The sequence below is a fragment of the Microbacterium schleiferi genome (assembly GCF_020781975.1).
GTDB lineage: Bacteria > Actinomycetota > Actinomycetes > Actinomycetales > Microbacteriaceae > Microbacterium.
This window is the reverse complement of the sequence record NZ_JAJGNI010000001.1, coordinates 147,531-168,101: the sequence shown is the minus strand read 5'-3', so window position 1 is coordinate 168,101 and position 20,571 is coordinate 147,531. Positions and strand designations below refer to the sequence as shown.

Here is a 20,571-nt window from a genome sequence, read left to right as displayed (position 1 = left end):
CCTTCAGCCGTGTGTCGTCATGTGGGTTTAAGTCTACTGTCGTGTGGCTCTGAGGCTACTTGGCCGCGCCGACATTCGCGGGTCCGCACCCCTGGGGTCGACACTGGCACTACATTGCCCGCGACGGCCCACCTCTCGACGGGCTTCGAGCTGCGTGAGCATCATCCACGGTTTCAGCGGCCACTCGCACTCGGTCGAGGGCTGCCCGCGCCCGCGCAGCGTCGATCTTCTGGACCGCCGACTCGGGTGGCGCGCCGAGGGGCGTGTCGTCGGTGACGCGGTAACGATCGCGGTAGGCGGCGATCACGCGCGCGGACTTGCGCCAGGCCGCAGCCCGTCGCGGTTCGGTGGGCCGCGTGCCGAGTGCCTTCGTCCACGGCACGCTCTCGGCCAGCGCGCCGTCGAGTACGGCGTCGGCGCGTGCCGCGATGAGCTCCTCTCGCTCGTCGAGAGCCGCTCGCATCTCAACATCGATGACGCCGTGCGCCTGTGGGATGAGGCCGGCGATAAGTCGCGTTGGCTTGCGGGTCCGGCCCGAGCCTGCGGGGCGGCCGGTCGCCCGCTCGACCCGGTAGTGCAGGACGGCGGCGATGTCGTCGGCGTCATCGAATCCTCGCGCGGCCACGAGGCGCGGCAAGAGCGCATCAAGGTTGTGATGGTTGGCCTCGGCGCGGCGAAGTTCAGCGGCAAGGGGGCCGAACGCCTCGGACTCGATGGCGCTCTCGGCCTGTTCGTCGGAGAGCCCGGAGCAGCGGATGAGGGCAGCCCAGCGGTCATGCTGGGCTGCGGCGGCGATGGTCTCGTACTCGGCGGCGAGCTGGGCGATCGAGCCCCACTGTTCCTGCTCGGCGACGATGGTCTCGTGCGCCGAGAGTTCGGCCCCGCTGTGCTGGAGAACGCCGTACAGCACGCTTCGCGCGGTGGCATGCGGGTCGTCGCCAGGGTGCAGCTGGGCATGGTCGTCGGCGCGGTCGAGAGTCACGTAGGCGTGGTTCGCGTGCCGCCCTCGGGTCATAGCGACGTAGAAGGTCTCCCTCGTCGAGGTCGGTTCGACCAACACGTGCGTACTGTCGGTCGTGATGCCTTGGGCGCGGTAGGCGGTGACTGCGTAACCGAGATCGACATGCTCGGCCACATACGAGGCCGGGAGGACGATGCTGCCGCCGAACCTGCGCCCACGCCTGCGAGCCTTGATGGTTCCGTCGTCGCCGACGGTGGTGCCGGTTCCGTAGTCGCGTGCGATGGTGATGGTCCCGTCGTCGCCGACGGCGGTGACGGTCCAGATGTCGCCGTTGCGTACCCAGTCCCGCCCGACCAGGGTGCGCAGTTCGCGCTTGTTGAGTCGCGTGATGATGGTGTCGCCGACGCCAGCGGCGGTGCCGTCGCGCAGCTCGACTTCGCGGTCGGGATTCAGAGTCTTGTTGAGGATCAGGTCGGCGCGGGCGCGACCGTTCAGCGCGGTCACGTCGTCGTGGGTTTCAGCGATCAGCACAGAAACGAGTCCCGCGTCGCGGTCGGCGCGCCATGCGTTGTAAGCCGCGTCGGTCATGGCCTCGGCGTCGCCATCGGCGATGCGCTGGTGGGCGAGGTAAGTGTCGATAGCCGCTGTGCGCCCGTGACGCAGCTCGAGTGAGGCGGTCTTCTCCCAGGCATGGGTGAAGCGGTGAACGTCGACCAGTTCGGGAGTGTCGGCCCGGTCTCTAGCGATCATCGCGAACGCGCCGCCGGCATCTACGGATTGCAGTTGGGCGTAGTCGCCGACAAGCAGCACCTTCGCGCCAGCGTCTTGGGCGAGGTGGGTGATGCGGTCCAGTGACAGGGTGCCGGCGAGGGAGGCTTCGTCGATGATGACGAGCTGGCCTGCCTCGAACGCGGTGCCGTGGATCAGGTGGTTCTGCCACCACTTCGCAGTGTTCTCCGTCGCGATTCCGAGGTCGTCGGCGAGGACCTGTGCGGCGACCGCTGACGGCGCGAGCCCGACGACGGAACCGGAGCCGTGCTGGGCTTCCCAGGCGCGGCGGAGCGCGTTCATTGCGGTGGTCTTGCCCGCACCGGCAGGACCGACCAGCACGTCGAGCATCCGACCCGACACCGCGATCCGGGTCAGGGCGTCGGCTTGGTCGTCGCCGAGCATCCGACCGTCCGCATCGGGACTGCGCGTGATCTTCTCGACCGTGGCAAGCGTCACCGTCGACCCGCCGAGGTTGGCTGCTCGTTCGAGAAGTCTGTCCTCGGCCGCGAGCTGGGACTCGGAGGTGAACACGGTCGAGCTCTTCGGTCGGAACACCGAGGTGCCGTCGGTCCGACGGAACACGACGGGCGAGGCGCCGAGTTCGGGCGGGGTCAAGCGAAGCGAAGCGAACTCGGCGGCATCGGCAACCATGGCGACGATGGCTTCCCGGTCGTGCATGGTGGCGAAGCGCCAGCCCATCGTCTGCCGGGATGCCTCGGCCATGAGATTCCAGCGTCGCCAGGTCGAGCGCTTCTCACCGACCACCTCGACGACCGAACGCCCAATCTCGCCAATGACAATGAGCGGTACGTCGTCGGCACGCAGCAGGAGCGGCTTGTCGTTGTCGGTCACCTCGCGCGCCCACGTCGTCGCATCCCGCCCCAACGACTTCGTGGCGCGCTCCCGCCATTCGACGGTGAGGTCAGCCAAGGACCGAACCTGCTTCTCGGGCCGAGTCGCGAGTGTGGCTTGAGCTCGCAATTTCATGATCGCCGCTGGTGTCGGGCGTCGTCCGTGCGCTGCAACGTACTTGGCGATGAGGCGATCGGTCTCGGCGTTGATGTGACGCGCGCGGGTAGAGAACTCGGCGATCAGTTCATCGGGCACTCCAGTGATCGCCCATGCAGGGTTGTGGTCGCGGCCCATCTCTCGGGCCTCCCATGAGACGCCGAAGGTGCGCGTCATGTGGTCGGCGAACACGGCTTCGTGGAGTTCGGAGAGCGCGACGACGGCGGTGTGCATGGGTCTGCCGTCGAGCGAGCGCCACTTCCCATCGAGGACGGTCTTGGCCTTGTTGCTGATGACGACGTGCGTGTGGAGGTGGGGGTCGCCGGCGCGGGAGTCGAAGTGATCGAAGGCGGTCGCGATGAGCCCGGTGACATCGACCTGCGCAACCGCGCCGTCTCCGGCGGTTGCGCCCGTGCGCGTGGCTGCAACCTCGCGTTCCATGAACGCAACCACCTCCGCAACCGCGCGATGATGCGCCTCGGCGATGAGTGCCTGGACCCCGGCGTCGGCGACTGCCCACAACACGCTCGCGGACTTCGGGATCGAGAAGGTGAAGTCGAAGCCCGCCACAGCACGCCGTGTACTTCGGGCTGTCTCCTCGGCAACGATCTGCGCGACGGCCTCTCCCTTGGCGCCGGGGGTCATCGTCGGTTCGAGGTCAGCGATCCGCGCTTCGATTCGCTGCTCCTGGCTCTTGTATGCCGCGAAGCCCAGGCCGAGCTTGTCGCCGGTGATCGGATCACAGCCTGTGCCCATCAGGAGCTGGAGTTGGTGTTCCGATACTCGGTCGCCCACCTGAATCTCGCCCTTGCCGAGGGCCGCTACGCCCGCGCCGAGCCAGCGACCAGGCGGGGTGCCGTCCTCCATGTAGTAGCGGGTAAGCGGCGTCGAGAGCGGTCGGTCTCCGTCGGCTGCCACGACGGTCTTGAGCAGGTACTTGTAGCCGTCACCTGCCGACATCACGCGCATCGAAACCGTCATGCCCACCTCCGCTCCTGCCGGGCAGGTGAGCACCCGCACCCGGTGACTTCTGAAGCGGCAATGCCCGACTCAACCTCGACCTGCAAGAGGCGTGTGACCTCGGATGGCGGTCGGAGCCGAGGCCGGAGATGGAGGCATCGGGCGGCGGCAAGCGGGGGCTCGGTTGAGCAGCGGGCGCGTGTCGGAGTCGTGCACCTGACAGGTGACCAGCTCGGCATCAGTTCTCGATGAGGCACGGATGCCGGGGACGTCCGTCGCCGGAGCAGACTTCATGCACGACCTCGACGCCAGCGGCGGCTTCCCATGCCAAGACGTGTCCACCGTCGGCAAGCGCGCCGGCCTCGCGCCAGGTACGCGCTCGGGGCTCTGGGCGCACATGGCCGCAGCCATCGACGCGCTCCAGCCCGAGTGGGTCGTCATCGAGAACGTCCGCGGGCTGCTGTCCTCACCCGCGACACGGCCACCCGCAGAAGGAGACGACCATGAACGACGCAACCCAGGTGGGCTGACCCCGTTTCGTAGGTCCAGTCGTTATGAGAGTCGTCCTGTTGTCCGCGGTCGCGGGCAGGGAGACTGGTCAGATCATGACGAACAGCAGGAAGCGTCACACCCCGGAGCAGGTCGTCCGTAAGCTCGGGCAGGCCGACAGGATGCTCGCCGACGGTCAGGACGTCGCGGCGGTGTGCCGGGAGCTCGTGGTGTCCGAGCAGACGTACTACCGGTGGCGGAACCAGTACGGCGGCCTCAAGGCCGACGACGCAAAGCGCCTGAAGGAGCTGGAGAAGCAGAATGCGACCCTGAAGCGTCTGCTCGCGGAAGCGGAGCTGGAGAAGGCCGCGCTCAAGGAGCTGGCTGAGGGAAACTGGCTCTTCGGAATTAGGGGTGTAGTTGGGGTCTGAATCCTCCGGCTTCGAGCAGGCTTCTTGCGATGTAGTTCGTGAGGTTCCGGAAGCCGAGCGCGGAGCCGCGGAGGTGTTCAAGTCGTCCGTTGATCGCCTCCGTTGGGCCGTTCGAGGTGCCGGGCCGATCGAAGAACGCGAGCACGTCGGCGGCGCGCTGCTTGAGGGTGCGGCCGAGCTTGCGGATCTCGACGAGCGCGGCAGGAACCCCGGTGCTGACCGCGTCGATCAGGGTCTGCATCATCTGCTTGCCATTCTTCTTGTCGGGTTCGCGATACGCGGCGATCATGCGCTGGTAGATGCCCCAGGTCGCTTCGACCTCGACGTGCTCCTCGGTCGCGAACAGCGCCTCCAGCCGAGCGCGTTGCCGGTCGGTGAGTAGCTTGTCGCCGGTGTGCAGGGTGCGGCGCGCCTGATAGAGCGGGTCGCCCTTCATCCCGCGGTGTCCGTGTAGATCCTGCTGAACGCGGCGGCGACACACATCGAGCGCATCGCCGGCGAGACGGACCACATGGAACGGATCCATCACCGGGACCGCGTCGGGCAGCTCTTCGGCGGCGGCCGTCTTGAAGCCGCTGAACCCGTCCATCGCGACCACCTCGATCCGCTTGGACCACTCCTTGGGCCGTGCCGCGAGCCACTGCTTGAACACGGCCTTCGAACGGCCCTCGACCATGTCCAGCAGCTGGGCCGGGCCTGTCTTCTCGCGGGCGGGCGTGAGGTCGATGATCACGGTCACGTACTTGTCGCCGTACCGGGTGTGACGCCAGACATGCTCATCGACGCCCAGGGTCGTGACCCCGTCGAACCGGCCGGGAGCGTCGATCAGACGACGCCGACCCTCGGCGAGAATCGCACTGTTCGCGGTATGCCAGGACACCCCCAGACCGGCCGCGGCGCGGGTCACCGTGAGATGGTCGACCACGATCGCCGTCAGCGCCCACCCGAGCCCGCCACGCGAGATCTTCGCCCGCGGCGCGGCGGCCTTCGTGGTGTCCTGCCGCCACGTCTTCCCGCAGTGCGCGCACCGGTAGCGGCGCACCCGGACCAGCAGTGTCGTGGGCCGGTGCCCGAACGGCTCATGCGCGAGCCGACGCACCACGGTGTCTCTCGGGACGCCTTCCGCGCCGCACTTCCGGCACCAGGGATCGTTCTCGACGACGCGGCACTCGATCACCGCCCGATCCGCCTCGAGATGTTGACCTACAGCCTCGAGGCCGAGCTCGTCGAGACGGCAGAACGTGGTCAGGCAGGGCGCGGCGAAGGTAGTTTGGAGCACGTCGAGGTCTTTCGGATGGGCAGTGTAGGAACTTCCATCCTGGAAGACCTCGACGCCTATCCGGCAATCGACCCGCGAACCTCGACTACACCCTCAACTGCGAAGAGCCCTCATCGACCAAGTGGACGTCAAGCACTCCACTCTCGGTATCGTCATCACCGCCCTCAGCGTCGTCATCATGCCGTTCCTCTCGCTCGCGGAGCGTCGCGCCGGTCGCGAGCTGGGATCGGCCACGGCCCGACACGCCATATCGCCGGCGCGGTCGTCGGACGGGAAGAGGTCTATAGCCGCGACAACGATAACGGGTGAGCTAGGACAGCCTTGTCAATTGCGTTCGGCGGAACAATCGCTCGGCGTCGTCGAGTAGCTCAGAGCGGCGACAATCATGACGTCTAGATGTGATGCCCAGGGACGTTGCTTCGTGAATCACTCCTGATCTGCTGACACGGGAAGGCCTCCCGTTGTGAAGTGGAGCTGTCTAAGGAACCGCTTCACGCAACAGGAGGCCTTCGTGTCCCACGCTAACGCTGCACTCACCCCACGCGCTCGGTTACGGCTGGCCAGACTCATCGTCGACGAGCGCTGGCCGGTCACCGTCGCGGCGAAGATGTTCATGGTCTCGCCGATCACCGCACGCAAATGGGCGACCCGGTATCGCACCGAAGGGCCGGCCGGGATGATCGACCGGTCCAGCCGCCCGCACACGATGCCGTCCAAGACACCGCCCGAGCTCGTCCGTCAGATCGTCCGACTGCGGTGGCGCCGCCGGCTCGGTCCGGTGCAAATCGCCGGTGAGCTGGGCGTCCCGGCCTCGACCGTCCACGCGGTGCTCACTCGCTGCCGCATCAACCGGCTGAGCCGCATCGACCGAGTCACCGGGGAACCGATCCGCCGCTACGAGCACGACCACCCCGGATCGCTCATCCACGTCGATGTCACCAAGTTCGGCAACATCCCCGATGGCGGCGGCTGGCGCTACGTCGGTAAACAGCAAGGCGATCGGAACCGGTCCGCGACCGTCGAACGCACCGGCGCGCCACGCTCAAAATGGCGTGGCCCACTGTTGGGCACCGCGTTCCTCCACACCGTCGTCGACGACTACTCCCGCGTCGCCTACGTCGAGATCTGCGCCGACGAGAAGGCTGACACCGCGATCGGAGTGCTCCGCCGCGCCGTCGCCTGGTTCAAAGACCGCAACGTCACGGTCGAGCGAGTCCTGTCCGACAACGGCTCGGCATACAAGTCCCACGCCTGGCGCGACGCCTGCGCGCAACTCGACATCCACCCAAAGCACACTCGCCCCTACCGGCCGCAGACGAACGGAAAGATCGAGAGATTCCACCGGACCCTCGCCGACGGTTGGGCCTACGCCCGCTTCTACCCGTCAGAAACCGAGCGCCGAAACGCGCTGCCGGGCTGGATCCACTTCTACAATCACCACAGGCGACACTCCGCAATCGGCGCCGCACCCATCAGCAGACTCAACAACCTCCCTGGGCATCACATCTAGACGCGCAGCTGCCTAAATTGCCCTGCATGACGGTTGTGTCAGAGCCCGAATGCTCCCCCGCTGATCAGGATGAAGATGCCAAGCCCGATAAGAACGAGAGGGAACAAGATGTGCTCCCAACGTTCCAGGATCTCCGCGATCGGACGTCGCGTGGCAATGAACTTGGCCACGACCACCAGCACTGCAACGAACACGAGGAACACAACGCAGTATGCGACGACGGCAGCGGGCCCCACGCTGAGGAAGACGGGAACGTAGACGCCGATGTTGTCCCCACCGTTAGCGAAGGTGACTCCAGCCACGGCCCAGACAGCGACCTTCTTGCCTTCGATCTTGCTCTCATCGTCATCGTCATCGTCGTCGTGTCGGCGGTGCCAGGCTTGCCAAGCCGCCCACAGCCCTAGACCTAGCGGAATGAGCCCGAAGTAGGGAATCACCTCTGGAGGCAGAAACGCCCCAGCGCCGAGGGATACGAGCACGGCGGCGCCGAGAATACCTGCGAATCCCACATACTGACCAACGAGGATCCGAACTGTAGTTCCCCGTTGCCCGGCGCCGCGGGCGAAGAACAGAGAGAGCACGATGATGTCGTCGATGTTCGTCGCGAGGAACAGCCCGATCGCCTGCAGAACGGAGGAGAAGATCATGCTCGGGTCTTTCCCTGACGGAGGTATAGCAGGAGGCCGAATCCGACGCCGATGCCGATGATGACGTCGGCGAGGTTACCGATGAACAGGTTGCCGTAGGCGAGAAAGTCTGTGACATGACCCACTCCGAATCCGGGTGGAGCAAACAGCCGATCTAGGAGGTTACCGACCGCGCCGCCCCAGATTAGCCCGATCACGACGGCCCACCCCGCGGTGCGGGCGCGTGTGGCGGCAAGGAGCAGACCCACGGATGCTGCGGCCGCGATGAGGGTGATCAGCCAGGTTGAGCCGGATCCGAGGGACATGACGGTGCCGGGGTTGAACGCGAGTTGTAGGCCGAGCAAGTCTCCGAGGAGCGGAATGCGGGCTTGTTCGCTGAGCCGTGCGAGGGCGAGTGCTTTGGTGCCTTGGTCGATCAGCACGGCACTGGCGGCAACGGCGAACGCGAGCAGAAACAGTCGGGGTCGCACGCGCGCACCAATTGGGCCGGCGGCACTCAATACGGCACCCGCCCTCCCGGGCGCACGGCTGTCAGCGGGCCCGGTCATGGTGCGTGCGCCGCGCCGCGCGGAGGCCGTTGAGGATGACGATGACTTCCGCGATTTCGTGGACGAGCACCACGGCCGCAAGTCCGAGGATTCCGGTGATCGCCAGCGGTAGGAGGACAGCGATGATCGCGATGGACAGTATGACGTTCTGGTTGATGATATTGCGGCCGCGGCGGGCATGGGCGAGGGCCTGCGGAATGAGGCGCAGGTCGTGGCCGGTGAATGCGACGTCGGCGGACTCGATGGCGGCATCGGCGCCCTTGGCTCCCATCGCGATCCCTAGGTCGGCGGCTGCGAGAGCGGGGGCGTCGTTGATACCGTCCCCGATCATGGCGGTGGGCTGCGACTTCGACAGTTCCGCGACAGCGGTGGCCTTATCCTCGGGGCGTAGTTCGGCACGTACGTCGCTGATGCCGGCCTGTGCGGCGAGGGCGGCGGCGGTGCGGGCGTTGTCGCCGGTGAGCATCGTCACGCCGATCCCACGCCGGTTCAGTGTGTCAATGACTTCGGGAACCTCGGGGCGCAGCTCGTCCCGCACTCCGATCGCTCCGGCGGGCTGGTCGTTGCGGTGGACGATCACAACGGTCATGCCCTCGGACTCCATCGCCTGCACCTCGTCGGCCAGCGTGCCAGCGTCCAGCCAGCGTGGACTCCCTACCGCGAGACGAGCACCGTCGAGGGTGCCGACGATGCCGTGGCCCGCGGTCTCGCGGACGTCGGTAGCAGCCGGAGCGCCGGGAACCGCGTTGTTGGTGATCGCTGCGGCGAGGGGATGTGTGCTGTGACCTTCCAGGCTCGCTGCCCATGCCAGCACGTCATCCTTGGTCGCGCCGGTGGTGACGACACGGGTCACGGTGGGCTCATTGCGAGTCAGGGTGCCGGTCTTGTCGACGGCGAGGTGGCGGATGCCACCGAATCGCTCGAAAGCGGCCCCGGACTTTACGACCACGCCGAACTTGGAGGCTGCGCCGATCGCAGAGACGACGGTGACCGGGACGGCGATCGCCAGAGCACATGGCGAGGCTGCGACCAGCACGACCAGGGCGCGGGTGATCCACAGCTCGGGGTCGCCGCTCAGCAGCGACCCGAGCGCGCCGACCAGCACGGCGAGGATCATCACCCCGGGCACGAGGGGTCGGGCGATCCGGTCGGCCAGGCGGGCGCGGTCGCCCTTCTCGGCCTGGGCCTGCTCGACCAGCTCCACGATCGTGGTGAGCGAGTTGTCGGTGCCGGCGGCGGTGGCCTCGACTTCGAGGACGCCGGTGGTGTTGATCGACCCGGCCGACACGTCGGTGCCGGGCTCGACCTCGACCGGGATCGACTCGCCTGTGATCGCCGACGTGTCCAGGCTGCTCCGCCCGGCGCGCACGATGCCGTCCGTGGCAATCCGCTCGCCCGGCCGGACCACGAGCACGTCACCGACGCGCAGTTCCTTCGCCTCCACCTCGACCGTGGCGTCGCCGCGCTGGACCCGTGCGGTGTCGGGCACCAGCTTCAACAGTGCCCGCAATCCTGCGCGGGCGCGGTCCATCGCCTTGTCTTCCAACGCCTCCGCGATGGAGTACAAGAACGCCAGCGCGGCGGCCTCCTCGACATAGCCGAGGATCACGGCGCCAGTGGCGCTGATTGTCATCAGCAGGCCGATGCCTAGCTTGCCCTTGGTGAACAGCTTACGCAGCGCGCCCGGCACAAACGTGTACGCGCCCAGCAGCAGACCGATCCAGAACGACACCAGGCCCGCGGTCTCCGCGCCGGTCCACTCGCAGACCAGGCCGGCGGCGAACGCGACGCCGGAGGCGATCGGAATCAGAACGCTCGGGCTCCGGTACCACGGCCGGTCATCGTCATCATCGTCGTCGTCGAGGTCGACGTGCTCGACTTGCGAACCCGTGACCGCGCTCATGCCCGAACCTTCCCCGCCACGCAACCCTCGACCCCGCAGTCCGGGTCCATGCACGGCACGCTCTCGTCGACCGCTAGCGTCACATCCACCAGCGCCGTCAGGGCGCGGGCAAGGTGCGAGTCTGCGACCTCGTAGCGGGTCTGCCGGCCCTCTGGCTCGGCAACCACGATCCCGCACCCCCGCAGACACGTCAGATGGTTCGACACGTTTGAGCGGGTCAGTCCCAGCTCGCGAGACAACACCGCCGGGTAGTTCGGTCCGTCTAGGAGAGTCAGAAGGATGCGAGAGCGGGTCGGGTCAGCCATGGCGCGCCCCAGCCGGTTCATCACGTCGAGTCGATCAGCATGAGTCAGCATTCGATGAATAATACACTGCACAATGAACTAATCAAGCTGGACAATCGGGCAGGCGATCGTCGACTGTTGAAGCAGCATCGGATCCGCCTTACTGGAGCCGGTCGGCTGAATGGCTGGGTATGGTCAGCTAAGGCCGGAGTATGCGTGAAGTCCTTTGAAGAACATGTTGACGACGGTGAAATTGAACAGCACAGTGGCGAACCCGGTGATGCACAGCCAGGCGGAGCGGGTGCCGCGCCAGCCTCTCGTTGCGCGGGCGTGAATGTACCCCGCGTACAGCACCCAGATCACAAAAGTCCACACTTCCTTGGTGTCGAACCCCCAATAGCGTCCCCAGGAGTCGTTGGCCCAGATGGCGCCGGCGATCAGCGTGAAGGTCCAAAACACAAACCCAACGATCACGAATCGGTACGCGAGGGACTCGAGCGCGTCTGCGGTGGGCAGCGTCGCCAGGAACCGCGGGCCGCCATTTCGAGCTGAGGTGGTGTCGGCCCGCCGTTCCCGGCGGGTTTGCATGAGCTGGGTGACTGCGAGGCCGCAGGCGATCGCGAACAGGGCAGTGGCGAGCGAGGCGACGAAGACGTGGATGACCAGCCAGATGCTCTTGAGCGGGTCCATCAGCGGGACGACCTCAACGTAGAACGCAATGGTCGCCCCACCCAGCAGCAATACGATCATGCCGATGAGGAACGCTCCCAGGAAGCGGAGGTCGTAACGGCGCAGAACCAGCAGGTATACGGCGACGATTAGGAGGGTACCCGTCAGCGCGAACTCGTACATGTTCGCCCACGGCACCCGCCCAGCAGCGATCCCGCGCAGAACTGTGCCGGCCAGGTGGAACAGGAACGCGAGGACCGTCAGTGACGTCCCGATCCGCGCCCACAACAGCCGTTGCCGATTCGCGGGCGGCGTGCGAACGCTGTCCACCGGCCCACTCTGCCTGCTCTGTGTCGACCGGTCCGCTCGTGCGGCAGCGCCGACCAGGGCCGGCTCCCGCTGTGGGACGCTGGCGGGGACGGAGCGCCCGGCGAGGTCGATGGTGTACGCGATGAACGCAAGCAGATAGGTGGCGATCGCCGTCCACACCACAAGCAGTGAGATGCCGTCGAGGGACAGCGGGTCGGGTCCAGTCATGACAGAGTCGTCCTCTTCGTCGTATCGGTCAGGGGGTGCCCGCAAGCGGGGTGGTGCGGTAGATCCGTGCTGCGCATAGGTCAGCCCGCGTTTGCTTCCAGCAAACGCGGCGTGTCCACGGCGGTTCTGTCGAGGTAAACCTCGAAGTGCAGATGGTTCGCGGTGGAGCGTCCCGTGTTGCCAACGAGTCCGACCAGCTGCCCGGCCGTGACGGTCTGCCCGGCCGTGACGGTCTGCCCGGCGGCAACCTGCCGGCTACCGGTCCCGCACTCCTCCGCCATCCAGCACCAGGCAGTGTGGGATCACTGCCCGTCGCCAGCGTTCGCAGCGACCCGGCAAGTCGACCTCCGGCAGGCCTCACCCGTGGCGTGTTCATGGCTGACTCCCCGGGTAAGTCGGACGATCTGTGCCGTCCGCACGCGTGCGGGCACGGTGGGAGAACCACGCCGCGGGGAGAGCGCCGGCGGCAGCGAGGACGATGAGAGCGGTGAGCCAGGGCCCGAGGATCACCGCGGGGGTGAGTCCGGTGCGCAGCGGGACGGTGCTGATCGACGCGCCAGCGGTGTCGACACCGATGCTGTCGACGGTGGTGCCGTCCGGGGTGATGACCTGACTGGTGCCCACCGTTGAGACGTTGACGACGGCGCGGCCGGTTTCGATGGCGCGCATCCGGGCGAACGCGAGCTGCTGCAGGTTCTCGTCGGTGCCACGGAAGTCGGCGTTGTTGGTCTGGAACACGAGCATCTCCGCGCCGGCGCGGGCGGCCTCCCAGATCACGGCGTCGTAGATCACGTCGAAGCAGATCGCCAACCCCACCCTGACATCCCCAACCTGCACGATGGGTGGGTTGGTGCCCGGGGTGTACTCACGTTGGATGAGTCCCACCAGGTCGGGGACGATCAGCTCGTAGAACCACCGGTCGGGCACGTACTCCCCGAACGGGACCGGGTTGACCTTGTCGTGCCACTGCCGGTCCGTGGGATCCGCAGTCCACAGCAGGGACGTGTTGAAGACATCGTCGCCGCGGGTGGTGGCGGCGTTCATCAGCAGCGGGGCCTCGGCCGAGCGCACGACCCGGTCCAACGCCTTGGCGGCGGCGGGATCACTGAGCGGGTCGGCGTCGACGCCGCCCTCCGGCCAGGCCAGCAAATCCATCGGCTGCCCGTACAGCGGCACAGTGGCGGCGGTCTGCGCGGCCAGGACGTCGCCAGGCGCCTTGTCGTCGAAGTACCCGGTGGGGCCGTTGCCCTGCACCCATCCCACGCGGAACTCCCCGGCCGGCGCGGTGGGGAACTGCGGTGTCACGACCAGGAGAACAGCGACGCTCACGGCAGGGTGCAACCCGAGCATGAACCGGATGGCGCCGGCGCGGATCCACTGCACCACTGAGGCGCACACCACGACGATCAGCAGGGACAGTCCGGTCACACTCGTCCACGACGCGACCTCCGCGAGCGGCCCACCCACCTGGGTCATTCCGAGGCGCGCCCACGGGAACCCGGAGTACGGCCACGCACCCATCACCACCTCCCGGGCCGTCCACAGAACCGCGATCAGCGGCGGTACCACGAGCAGCTGCACGAGGCCGCGGGCCGGATAGCGGGCGGTCCACCGGTAGGCGAGCGCGATCGGCACCGCGCCCGCGCCGAAGAGGACCGCTTCCAGCCCGGCGAGGGCAAGCCACGGCACCGGGCCGAGGAACTCCCCCACCCACACCAGATGAGTGGCGAAAAACACAGCGCCAAAGACAGTGCCGACCAGCAACGCCCCGCCGAAGCTGCGACCGATCAGGGCCACCAGGGCGACAGCGACGCTCACGAACGTCAACGGCCACCACCCCACCGGTGCCGATGCGAAATCCAGCAGGAGGCCGGCTGCCGCGGATGCCAGCACCGCCGCCCACACCGGCAGCGACCATGCCGCAACGGTGCGGCGCGGCGGCGTCTCCTGCTCCGGCGCGGCGGCCGGGGCGGGTGTCAGCAAGGGCGTGCGCATCGGTTAGCTGTCTTTCTGGTGGAGGCGGGTGAGGTAGTCGTTGTAGGCGTCGAGCTCGCGATCGCCGTGCGCGTCGGCGCGGCGGTCGGCGGCGGTTGCTTGGGCGGTGTCGTCGCGGGACCAGCGGTGCATGACGTACAGGAGCATCAGCAGGGTGGGGGCCTCGCCGTAGGACCATGCCAGCCCGCCGGCGAGGCGTTGGTCTTCGATCGGGTCGATGCCCAGCGCGCTCGTCGGGCCGGCGAATTCGTCGATGAGGGTGGTGGTGGCCATCATCAGGAAGACGCCGAAGAAGGCGTGCAGGGCGGCTTCGGCGAACACGTCCAGGGCGCGGCCGCCGTGGCTCATCCGCACCGGCAGCGGGTCAGAGGACAGGATCGGGATGGTGAACAGCATCCCGGCGACCAGGAACCCGACCTCGAGGAGGGTATGCCCGGTGACGGTGGACAGGATCGGGTCGGCGAAGTTCGCCAGGTACAGACCATAGAACGCGGCCAGGTAGAGCGGCACCGCCAGCCACGCGCTGAGCAACCACCGCGCGGTGCGACTGCGCAGCCCAGCATGCGCGGCACGCAGCACCAGGAGACCTGGGCCGTGGTGCGGGGCGGCACGCAACAGCAGGGTGCCGGGCGAGCCGAGGACCAGCAGCGGCGGGATCGCCATCATCAGGGTGAGCTGCTGGAACATGAACACCGAGAACAGGGCGTACCCGTAGTTCTCCACCGCCAGCCCGGTGACCGCGGCGAGGGCGACGCAGCCGAGCAGGAAGCTGACCGTCCGCCACACCGGCCAGCCGCGGCCGCGCACCCACATCCGGATCGCACCGGCCAGGTAGGCGACCGCGAGGAGTCCCGCGAGAATCGGCAGTACCGGAGCCGGAAGCGGGGCCGGCGTGAGAAACCCGCCCAGGGTCGGCGGGGCATCCGGGATCCACACGGTCGTCACAGCGTGTCCTTCGCCGGCTGGTCTACGCCGAGGGTCTGCGCGTGGCGGGCCGCAAGCTCGTCGACGGCGCGCGCCAAAGCAGGGTCTTCGCCTCGGGCCAGTCCCGCGTACTCGACGTGCACACCATCCGGGGTGGTGCGGGCTTTCACCCAGAGCCGGCGGCGGGGCACGAACAGGCCGGCGAACAGGCCGAGGGTGGCGAGCACGGAGAACGCGAGCACCCAGCCGCTGCTGGGGTCGCGTTGGATCTGCAGCGACGCGAACCGCTTCACCGGCTCCTCCGCCGTGACTTCCTCCCAGGTGATGGTGCCCCACCCGTTCGGCAGGTCGACGGTGGCGCCGGGGGTGAGCTCAAGGGAGTCGGCGGCGGTGTCGCCGCCGGTGTGCTGGGTGAGCCCGTCGACCTCGAGCGTGTACACCGACCTCGGAGTGCCGTCGTCGATGCCGAGATCCCCGCTGAACACGTTGAGAGTCAGCACCGGATTGACCACGTCCGGGTAGACGGAGGTGAACGCGCCGGAGGGCAACACCCCCTGGGTGGGGTAGAAGAACCCGACCAGCCCGACCTGTTCGGGCAGCCCGTCCGGGATCTTGATGATGCCCAGCGAGGTCATGTTGGAGTCCTGCGGCAGGAACGGCTGCGACTCGCTGTACACGACCTCGCCAGCGGCGTCGCGGATGGTGAGGGTGGGGGCGTACCCATTGCCGAGTAAGTAGATGCGGTCGCCTCCAACGGTGATCGGGTAGTTCACGATCACGCTCTGCGCCCGGTCGTCCTGCCCGGGTTGGCGGATGGTGATGTCGGCGGAGAAGTCGCCGGCTTGGCCTGCGCCGGGGGTGCCGGGCAGCCGGTAGGAGACCTGGAAGTCGTCGAGGGTGAGCGAGTAGGGGGCAAGCCCGGTGCCGTCGACGAAACGGCCGGGGTTGAACGAGGAGTAGTCGCTGAGGGCGTTCACGAACGTGGTGCCCTCCACCACCACCCGCTGCCCGGTATATGCGAACGACCCGCCGATCGCCACGGAGACGAGCACGCCGACGAGGGCGACGTGGAAGATCAGGTTGCCGGTCTCGCGCAGGTAGCCGCGCTCGGCCGACACCGACGCCGCGCCGCGGGCGTCGTAGCGCTCCACCCGGTATCCGGCTCTCCGCAGCTGCGCTGCCGCGACGTCGATCGCGTGGGAGGCCGGGTCGGTCTGCCCCTCCCCTATCGGCAAGGTCAACTCCCGATACTCCGACAGCCGCGATAGGCGTGCCGGTGTGCGCGGTGGGCGAGAGCGCAGCGCCTTGTAGTGGTGTTTGGCGCGCGGGATCACGCAGCCGATCAGGGAGGTGAACAGCAGCAGGTAGATCGCGGAGAACCACGGCGACAGGTACACGTCAAACAGGCCGACCGCATCCGCGAGGGGGAACACGTCGGGGTTGTCCCGTTCCCACTGGATGACGCCGTTGGGGTCGGCGCTTCGCTGCGGGAACAGCGATCCAGGCACGGCCGCGATCGCGAGAAACAGCAGCAGGATCAGTGCGGTGCGCATGCTGGTCAGCTGCCGCCACGCCCACCGCAGCCAGCCCGTGATTCCTAGCGCCGGCTGGGTGATTCCGGTTGCGTCATCGACGTCGGTGTCGGCATGGTCGCCGGGGCGCAGCGGATCGCCCGTCACATCCGTGCCGGTGTTAAAGCGGGAGGGGGACATTGATCACCACCTGTTGCAGCTGCGACATCAGCGCCGTCCACAGCCCGGTCACCATCAGCAGGCCGAGGGCGATGAGCATGGCCCCGCCGATGATGTTCAGCGCGCGAATGTGGCGGCGCAGGAACGCCACCGATCGGGAGGCCCATCCCCACCCGGCCGCGAGGATCAGGAACGGGATGCCCAGGCCCAGCGAATACGCCAGACCGAGCAGGCCTGCGCGGGCGGGGTCGCCGAGGTTCCACGACATCGAGATGATCGCCGCGAGCGTCGGGCCGATGCACGGAGTCCAGCCGACACCGAGCGCGAACCCCAGCAGCGGCGCTCCGATCAGCCCTGCACGCCCACGGGTGCGGGGCCGGAAGGTGCGCTGCGCGATGCCGACGAACCCAAGGAAAACCAAACCCAGGGCGATGATGACGACTCCGAAAACCCGCGTGAGCACACTGGCGTACTGCAGCAGCAGGAACCCGAACGTGCCGCCGAGGATCGTGACGGCGACGAACACCACTGTGAACCCGGCGATGAACAAGCTCACGCCCAGCAGCAGCCGGCCCCGCTCGGTCGTCACCGCGCGCCCGCCCTGCATCGCGGAGTTTGCGGCCGTCGTCGTGGTGCTGCCGAGGTAGCCGAGGTAGCCGGGCACCAGCGGCAGCACGCACGGGGAAACAAAGGAGACCAGTCCCGCGAGGATCGCGAGCGGGATCGCGACCCAGAGGGCGCCGTCGACGACCATCTGTCCCGGGTTCACGAGGCGTCCTCGGCGAGCGTGTCCGCGACCAGGGTGGACAGGATCGACGCACCGGCCAGCTGGCCGATGATCCGCGCCGCGACCCGCCCCTCCTGGTCGATCACGAGGGTAGTCGGGGTGGCCTGGATCGGGGTTGCCTGCGCGAACGCGAGCTTCACCCGTCCGTCGTTCACGTCTATCACGCTCGGGTAGGTGACGTTGTTGTCCTGAGCGAAGGACAGCGCCGTGGCGGGCTGGTCGTAGGTGTTCACTCCAAGGAACGCGACACCCCGATCCTGGTAGTCCTGCCAGACCTCCTCGAGCATGGGCGCTTCGACGATGCACGGCCCACACGCCGCGTACCAGAAGTTCACCACCAGCACCGCGCCTCGGTAGTCGTCGCTGGACACACGCTCCCCCGTCTCGGTGACCCCCTCGAACACCACCGGCTCGCCGCGGTCCCCCGCTGGGATCTCGACGACCTGAAAGTCGCCGGCGATGAAACCCTTCTCGTTCCCGTCCCTGTATTGCTGCGCGAGCGAGTCGCTGGACGTGCACCCGGCGAGCAAACCGACGGCCAGCAGTACCGAGGCGGCGATGACAGCACGGGGATTCATGGCCGCTTGACCTTGATCAGGGCACCGGCGACCAGGAACACGACCGCCGCGAGTGGCTGCGCGGCCGTCCACACCGGGCCGGTGAACGGGAACGGGAACACCGGGTTCCAAATCACGGCGATCACGACGAACACAGGCAACCACCACCACTGCCGCGCCTGGATCGCGAACCACCCCACGATGACCGCGAAGATCGCGGCGACGAACAGCACAACGGTGAACCAGTCCCCGCCCATCAGTACCGGCGCGAGGAACAACACCGCCGCCGCGAGCAGCCCCGGCGCGAACGCGTTGCGCTGATACACGGACGGGGTGCGCTGCTTCGCCATCATGGTCCAGTCACCGCCGCCCCCGCCGCCGATCCCAAGTGAGCGGTGACCTGCTCTGCTGCTTTCGCGCGGGCACGGCGATGCCGGATCCACATGTTCAGGCCGAGGACGAGGGCACCGGCGCCGAGAGCGACGTCGGCGAGGTTGCCGATGAACAGGTTCCCGTAGGCGAGGAAGTCGGTGACGTGTCCGACCCCGAACCCTGGCGGAGAGAACAGTCGATCGATAACGTTACCGATCGCGCCGCCTAGGATCAGTCCGATCCCCACCGCCCAGGTTTCCGTCCTCGCCCGAGCCGCGGCGACGACCAACACCACCACCGCGCCGACCCCGAGAAGGGTGAGCAGCCCCGTGAAATCAGCGCCGAGCGAGAGGATCGCTCCCGGGTTGAACGCAAGCTGCAGACCGAGCAGGTCGCCCAGCAGCGGGATGCGCTCGGTCTGACTCATTCCGCCTAGCGCGGCCGCTTTCGTTGCCTGGTCGACGAGAACGACCACACCAGCGGCCAGACAGGCGATCGCGAATCGTTGGGACTGCTCACGACTCATCGGCAGGCTCATCCTTCCCTGTGGCGGTGTTCTTGCCGGACTCGGCGGCGACTTCCCGGTCGCGGCGTCGGCGCTCTCGGGCCACCATGAGCACGACAATCAGGGCACCCCCGAGCACGACCGCGCCGCCCACAACGGCGAGCAGGGGGAAGACCTCCCCTCCACCAGAGGGGCCGTTATGCACATCTCCGGCGGGAGTGGCCGTGGGAGAAGAGTCGGGTGTCTGTCCCTCGGTAGCTTCGGGGGCGGGGGCGCTGGTGGGAACCGTGAGGGTCTCGACCGTGTACTGGTGCTCGCTGCTGATGGGGTGGCCGTCGCTGGAGACGACTCGCCATCGCACTGTGAATAGGCCGGCCTGGCCCGGCTGGACAGGTTGGGTGACGGTTGTTCCGTCGATGATTGGTTCCCCGGAGGCGATGTTCTGCCCGTCCGGGGCGATCACCTCGACGATCACCGCGCTGAAATCGGTGAGGATCTCGCCGCTGAACGTCAATGAGATCTGCTCCGGGACCTCGCTGACGGTGCCCCCGGCCTCTGGGGAGGACGAGACGATCTGGTCATGCGCCGCCGCGGGCGGTGCGGCAGCGAACAGCAGACCGACAGCGATCAGCACCCCCGTTACAGCGGAGAACAACCGGAGCCCCCGAAGAGTGCCGGACATGCGCAGCGTGCGTGAGGATGCACGAAAGGTGGCGGGTTCTGTGGTCATCGGGATGGTTCTTTCAGGGCCGGTTGATGATGTGCTGGGCGATCGTCGTCGCGTCTTTCCATACGCCGGCGACGGTGTCGGAGCCACGGCCGCCGTAGCGCGGCATCCCCGCCACGAACAATCCGGGAAGACCGGTCATGGTGCGCCGAGGCCGCGCAGAGCCGTTGGGTTGCGGCAGCCAACGGTCACCGGGGTCGTAACCTGTGGCGAGGATCACCGATCGGGGAGACGCCTGTGTGCCATCGGCGAAGGTCACCACGGCGCCGTTCGCGGCCTCGACTGCGGGGGCGATTGTGACGCCCCGGCGGCGCAGATGCTCGTAGCTGTCGCCGAAGATGGGCTCGGGTCGCCGCGTCCGTGAGAACAGCGGCACGCTTTCGCCTGCCATGGCGGGGTAGCTCATCGCGGGCCGAGGCTGGCGCGGAGTGCGGGTGGACAGAGTGACGGTGTGCGAGGCAGACAGTTCGCGGGCCAGCTGCACGCCGCTGTTCCCGCCGACGACGATCAGCACGTCGCCGGTGGGAATCTGCTTCGGATACAAGTACTCGCTGCTATGGATCACTACCCCCGGCGCCATCAGCCCGTCCGCCCAGTCCGGGACCCGCGGGTGAGTGTGCGCACCTGTCGCGCAGACCACGTTGCGGGTTTGCACCTCCCCCACTGTCGTCGACAGCAACAGCGTCGAGCCGTTGCCCCGATGCTCCACCCCGGTAGCCCGGACATTCCAAACGGTCTCCACACCCAGGCCGGCTTCCACGAAGGTGAGGTAGTCGGCCATCTCGTCCGCTCGAGGCTGCCGGCGTTGATCACCCAGCAGTTGGCGTGGAGGCAGTGCGCTGTGCCGGGCGTCGCTGAGCAGCTCCATCGAATGCCACCGCGACGTCCAGGAGCGCTGCCCCGCCGCGGCCGCGTCCATCACCACGAACTCGTGCTGTGGTCGCAGACCCTCCGAGATCAACGCGGCGGCGACTGCGAGTCCGGCCTGCCCGGCTCCGACGATGATCACCCGTCGA

General features: G+C 67.6%; 19 protein-coding genes and 2 pseudogenes. 4 read left to right on the top strand and 17 right to left on the bottom strand.

Features of this window, described 5'->3' with window-relative positions; translation table 11 throughout:
- Positions 1 to 109 precede the first annotated feature (109 nt).
- Positions 110 to 3,721, bottom strand: coding sequence for a MobF family relaxase (mobF, locus tag LL236_RS00955; RefSeq protein WP_228176926.1), 3,612 nt, complete (start codon positions 3,719 to 3,721; stop codon positions 110 to 112).
- A gap of 238 nt (positions 3,722 to 3,959) precedes the next feature.
- Here mobF and LL236_RS00950 point away from each other — a divergent pair, with 238 nt between their 5' ends.
- Positions 3,960 to 4,352 (top strand): DNA cytosine methyltransferase, encoded by a 393-nt coding sequence (locus LL236_RS00950; protein ID WP_082406192.1) that lies wholly within the window; start codon positions 3,960 to 3,962, stop codon positions 4,350 to 4,352.
- Positions 4,306 to 4,590: pseudogene (locus LL236_RS00945) on the top strand (transposase); the annotation flags it as partial. The gene LL236_RS00950 and the pseudogene LL236_RS00945, both read left to right, overlap by 47 nt.
- A gap of 7 nt (positions 4,591 to 4,597) precedes the next feature.
- Here the strand turns inward: LL236_RS00945 and LL236_RS00940 are convergent.
- A complete protein-coding gene (locus LL236_RS00940) occupies positions 4,598 to 5,899 on the bottom strand; it encodes an ISL3 family transposase (RefSeq protein WP_054678531.1) in 1,302 nt (433 codons plus the stop codon).
- A gap of 130 nt (positions 5,900 to 6,029) precedes the next feature.
- Between LL236_RS00940 and LL236_RS00935 the strand changes: the two are divergent.
- Both LL236_RS00935 and LL236_RS00930 read left to right on the top strand, forming a co-directional pair.
- Positions 6,030 to 6,137: pseudogene (locus LL236_RS00935) on the top strand (cobalt transporter); the annotation flags it as partial.
- A gap of 273 nt (positions 6,138 to 6,410) precedes the next feature.
- Complete coding sequence (locus LL236_RS00930) at positions 6,411 to 7,409, top strand: IS481 family transposase (protein ID WP_228176925.1); 999 nt, start codon at positions 6,411 to 6,413, stop codon at positions 7,407 to 7,409.
- A 38-nt stretch (positions 7,410 to 7,447) separates the two neighbouring features.
- Here LL236_RS00930 and LL236_RS00925 read toward each other — a convergent pair whose 3' ends face one another.
- From LL236_RS00925 to LL236_RS00855, 15 genes are all read right to left on the bottom strand, one after another.
- Complete coding sequence (locus tag LL236_RS00925; protein WP_210006387.1) at positions 7,448 to 8,056, bottom strand: cadmium resistance transporter; 609 nt, start codon at positions 8,054 to 8,056, stop codon at positions 7,448 to 7,450.
- Positions 8,053 to 8,526, bottom strand: coding sequence for a signal peptidase II (locus tag LL236_RS00920; protein WP_228176924.1), 474 nt, complete (start codon positions 8,524 to 8,526; stop codon positions 8,053 to 8,055). The genes LL236_RS00925 and LL236_RS00920 overlap by 4 nt, the downstream gene beginning before the upstream one ends.
- 61 nt (positions 8,527 to 8,587) lie before the next feature.
- Positions 8,588 to 10,507, bottom strand: coding sequence for a heavy metal translocating P-type ATPase (locus LL236_RS00915; protein WP_114587691.1), 1,920 nt, complete (start codon positions 10,505 to 10,507; stop codon positions 8,588 to 8,590).
- Entirely contained in the window at positions 10,504 to 10,863 is a 360-nt protein-coding gene (gene cmtR, locus LL236_RS00910) for a Cd(II)/Pb(II)-sensing metalloregulatory transcriptional regulator CmtR (protein ID WP_228176923.1), read from the bottom strand. Before cmtR ends, LL236_RS00915 begins: the two co-directional genes overlap by 4 nt.
- 123 nt (positions 10,864 to 10,986) lie before the next feature.
- Positions 10,987 to 11,997: a c-type cytochrome biogenesis protein CcsB gene (gene ccsB / locus LL236_RS00905; protein WP_228176922.1), complete on the bottom strand. Its 1,011-nt coding sequence runs from the start codon at positions 11,995 to 11,997 to the stop codon at positions 10,987 to 10,989.
- Between the two features lie 80 nt (positions 11,998 to 12,077).
- Entirely contained in the window at positions 12,078 to 12,278 is a 201-nt protein-coding gene (locus LL236_RS00900; RefSeq protein ID WP_307803450.1) for a M23 family metallopeptidase, read from the bottom strand.
- A 91-nt stretch (positions 12,279 to 12,369) separates the two neighbouring features.
- A complete protein-coding gene (lnt, locus tag LL236_RS00895; RefSeq protein WP_228176921.1) occupies positions 12,370 to 13,992 on the bottom strand; it encodes an apolipoprotein N-acyltransferase in 1,623 nt (540 codons plus the stop codon).
- A gap of 3 nt (positions 13,993 to 13,995) precedes the next feature.
- Positions 13,996 to 14,937 (bottom strand): cytochrome c oxidase assembly protein, encoded by a 942-nt coding sequence (locus LL236_RS00890; protein WP_228176920.1) that lies wholly within the window; start codon positions 14,935 to 14,937, stop codon positions 13,996 to 13,998.
- Entirely contained in the window at positions 14,934 to 16,628 is a 1,695-nt protein-coding gene (gene resB / locus LL236_RS00885; protein WP_228176919.1) for a cytochrome c biogenesis protein ResB, read from the bottom strand. The genes LL236_RS00890 and resB overlap by 4 nt, the downstream gene beginning before the upstream one ends.
- The gene (locus LL236_RS00880; protein WP_228176918.1) at positions 16,609 to 17,376 is read right to left on the bottom strand and encodes a cytochrome c biogenesis CcdA family protein; all 768 of its coding nucleotides are present in this window, start codon (positions 17,374 to 17,376) and stop codon (positions 16,609 to 16,611) included. Before LL236_RS00880 ends, resB begins: the two co-directional genes overlap by 20 nt.
- Complete coding sequence (locus LL236_RS00875; protein ID WP_228176917.1) at positions 17,373 to 17,972, bottom strand: TlpA family protein disulfide reductase; 600 nt, start codon at positions 17,970 to 17,972, stop codon at positions 17,373 to 17,375. Before LL236_RS00875 ends, LL236_RS00880 begins: the two co-directional genes overlap by 4 nt.
- Positions 17,969 to 18,304, bottom strand: coding sequence for a DUF6804 family protein (locus LL236_RS00870; RefSeq protein ID WP_228176916.1), 336 nt, complete (start codon positions 18,302 to 18,304; stop codon positions 17,969 to 17,971). The genes LL236_RS00875 and LL236_RS00870 overlap by 4 nt, the downstream gene beginning before the upstream one ends.
- Complete coding sequence (gene lspA, locus LL236_RS00865) at positions 18,301 to 18,849, bottom strand: signal peptidase II (RefSeq protein ID WP_228176915.1); 549 nt, start codon at positions 18,847 to 18,849, stop codon at positions 18,301 to 18,303. The genes LL236_RS00870 and lspA overlap by 4 nt, the downstream gene beginning before the upstream one ends.
- On the bottom strand, positions 18,839 to 19,558 hold the full coding sequence (locus LL236_RS00860) for a copper resistance CopC family protein (RefSeq protein WP_228176914.1): 720 nt from the start codon (positions 19,556 to 19,558) through the stop codon (positions 18,839 to 18,841). Before LL236_RS00860 ends, lspA begins: the two co-directional genes overlap by 11 nt.
- 13 nt (positions 19,559 to 19,571) lie before the next feature.
- Positions 19,572 to 20,564, bottom strand: a complete 993-nt coding sequence (locus LL236_RS00855) for a flavin-containing monooxygenase (RefSeq protein WP_292726795.1) — start codon at positions 20,562 to 20,564, stop codon at positions 19,572 to 19,574.
- Between the last annotated feature and the right edge of the window lie 7 nt (positions 20,565 to 20,571).

Bases quoted from the DNA above. Each gene is read 5' to 3' on its own strand.
- resB (WP_228176919.1), bottom strand. From the start codon at position 16,628: ATGTCCCCCTCCCGCTTTAACACCGGCACGGATGTGACGGGCGATCCG.
- LL236_RS00875 (WP_228176917.1), bottom strand. From the start codon at position 17,972: ATGAATCCCCGTGCTGTCATCGCCGCCTCGGTACTGCTGGCCGTCGGT.
- ccsB (WP_228176922.1), bottom strand. From the start codon at position 11,997: ATGACTGGACCCGACCCGCTGTCCCTCGACGGCATCTCACTGCTTGTG.
- mobF (WP_228176926.1), bottom strand. From the start codon at position 3,721: ATGACGGTTTCGATGCGCGTGATGTCGGCAGGTGACGGCTACAAGTAC.
- LL236_RS00870 (WP_228176916.1), bottom strand. From the start codon at position 18,304: ATGATGGCGAAGCAGCGCACCCCGTCCGTGTATCAGCGCAACGCGTTC.
- LL236_RS00925 (WP_210006387.1), bottom strand. From the start codon at position 8,056: ATGATCTTCTCCTCCGTTCTGCAGGCGATCGGGCTGTTCCTCGCGACG.
- LL236_RS00915 (WP_114587691.1), bottom strand. From the start codon at position 10,507: ATGAGCGCGGTCACGGGTTCGCAAGTCGAGCACGTCGACCTCGACGAC.
- LL236_RS00860 (WP_228176914.1), bottom strand. From the start codon at position 19,558: ATGACCACAGAACCCGCCACCTTTCGTGCATCCTCACGCACGCTGCGC.
- LL236_RS00900 (WP_307803450.1), bottom strand. From the start codon at position 12,278: ATGGCGGAGGAGTGCGGGACCGGTAGCCGGCAGGTTGCCGCCGGGCAG.
- cmtR (WP_228176923.1), bottom strand. From the start codon at position 10,863: ATGCTGACTCATGCTGATCGACTCGACGTGATGAACCGGCTGGGGCGC.
- lspA (WP_228176915.1), bottom strand. From the start codon at position 18,849: ATGAGTCGTGAGCAGTCCCAACGATTCGCGATCGCCTGTCTGGCCGCT.
- LL236_RS00950 (WP_082406192.1), top strand. From the start codon at position 3,960: ATGCCGGGGACGTCCGTCGCCGGAGCAGACTTCATGCACGACCTCGAC.
- lnt (WP_228176921.1), bottom strand. From the start codon at position 13,992: ATGCGCACGCCCTTGCTGACACCCGCCCCGGCCGCCGCGCCGGAGCAG.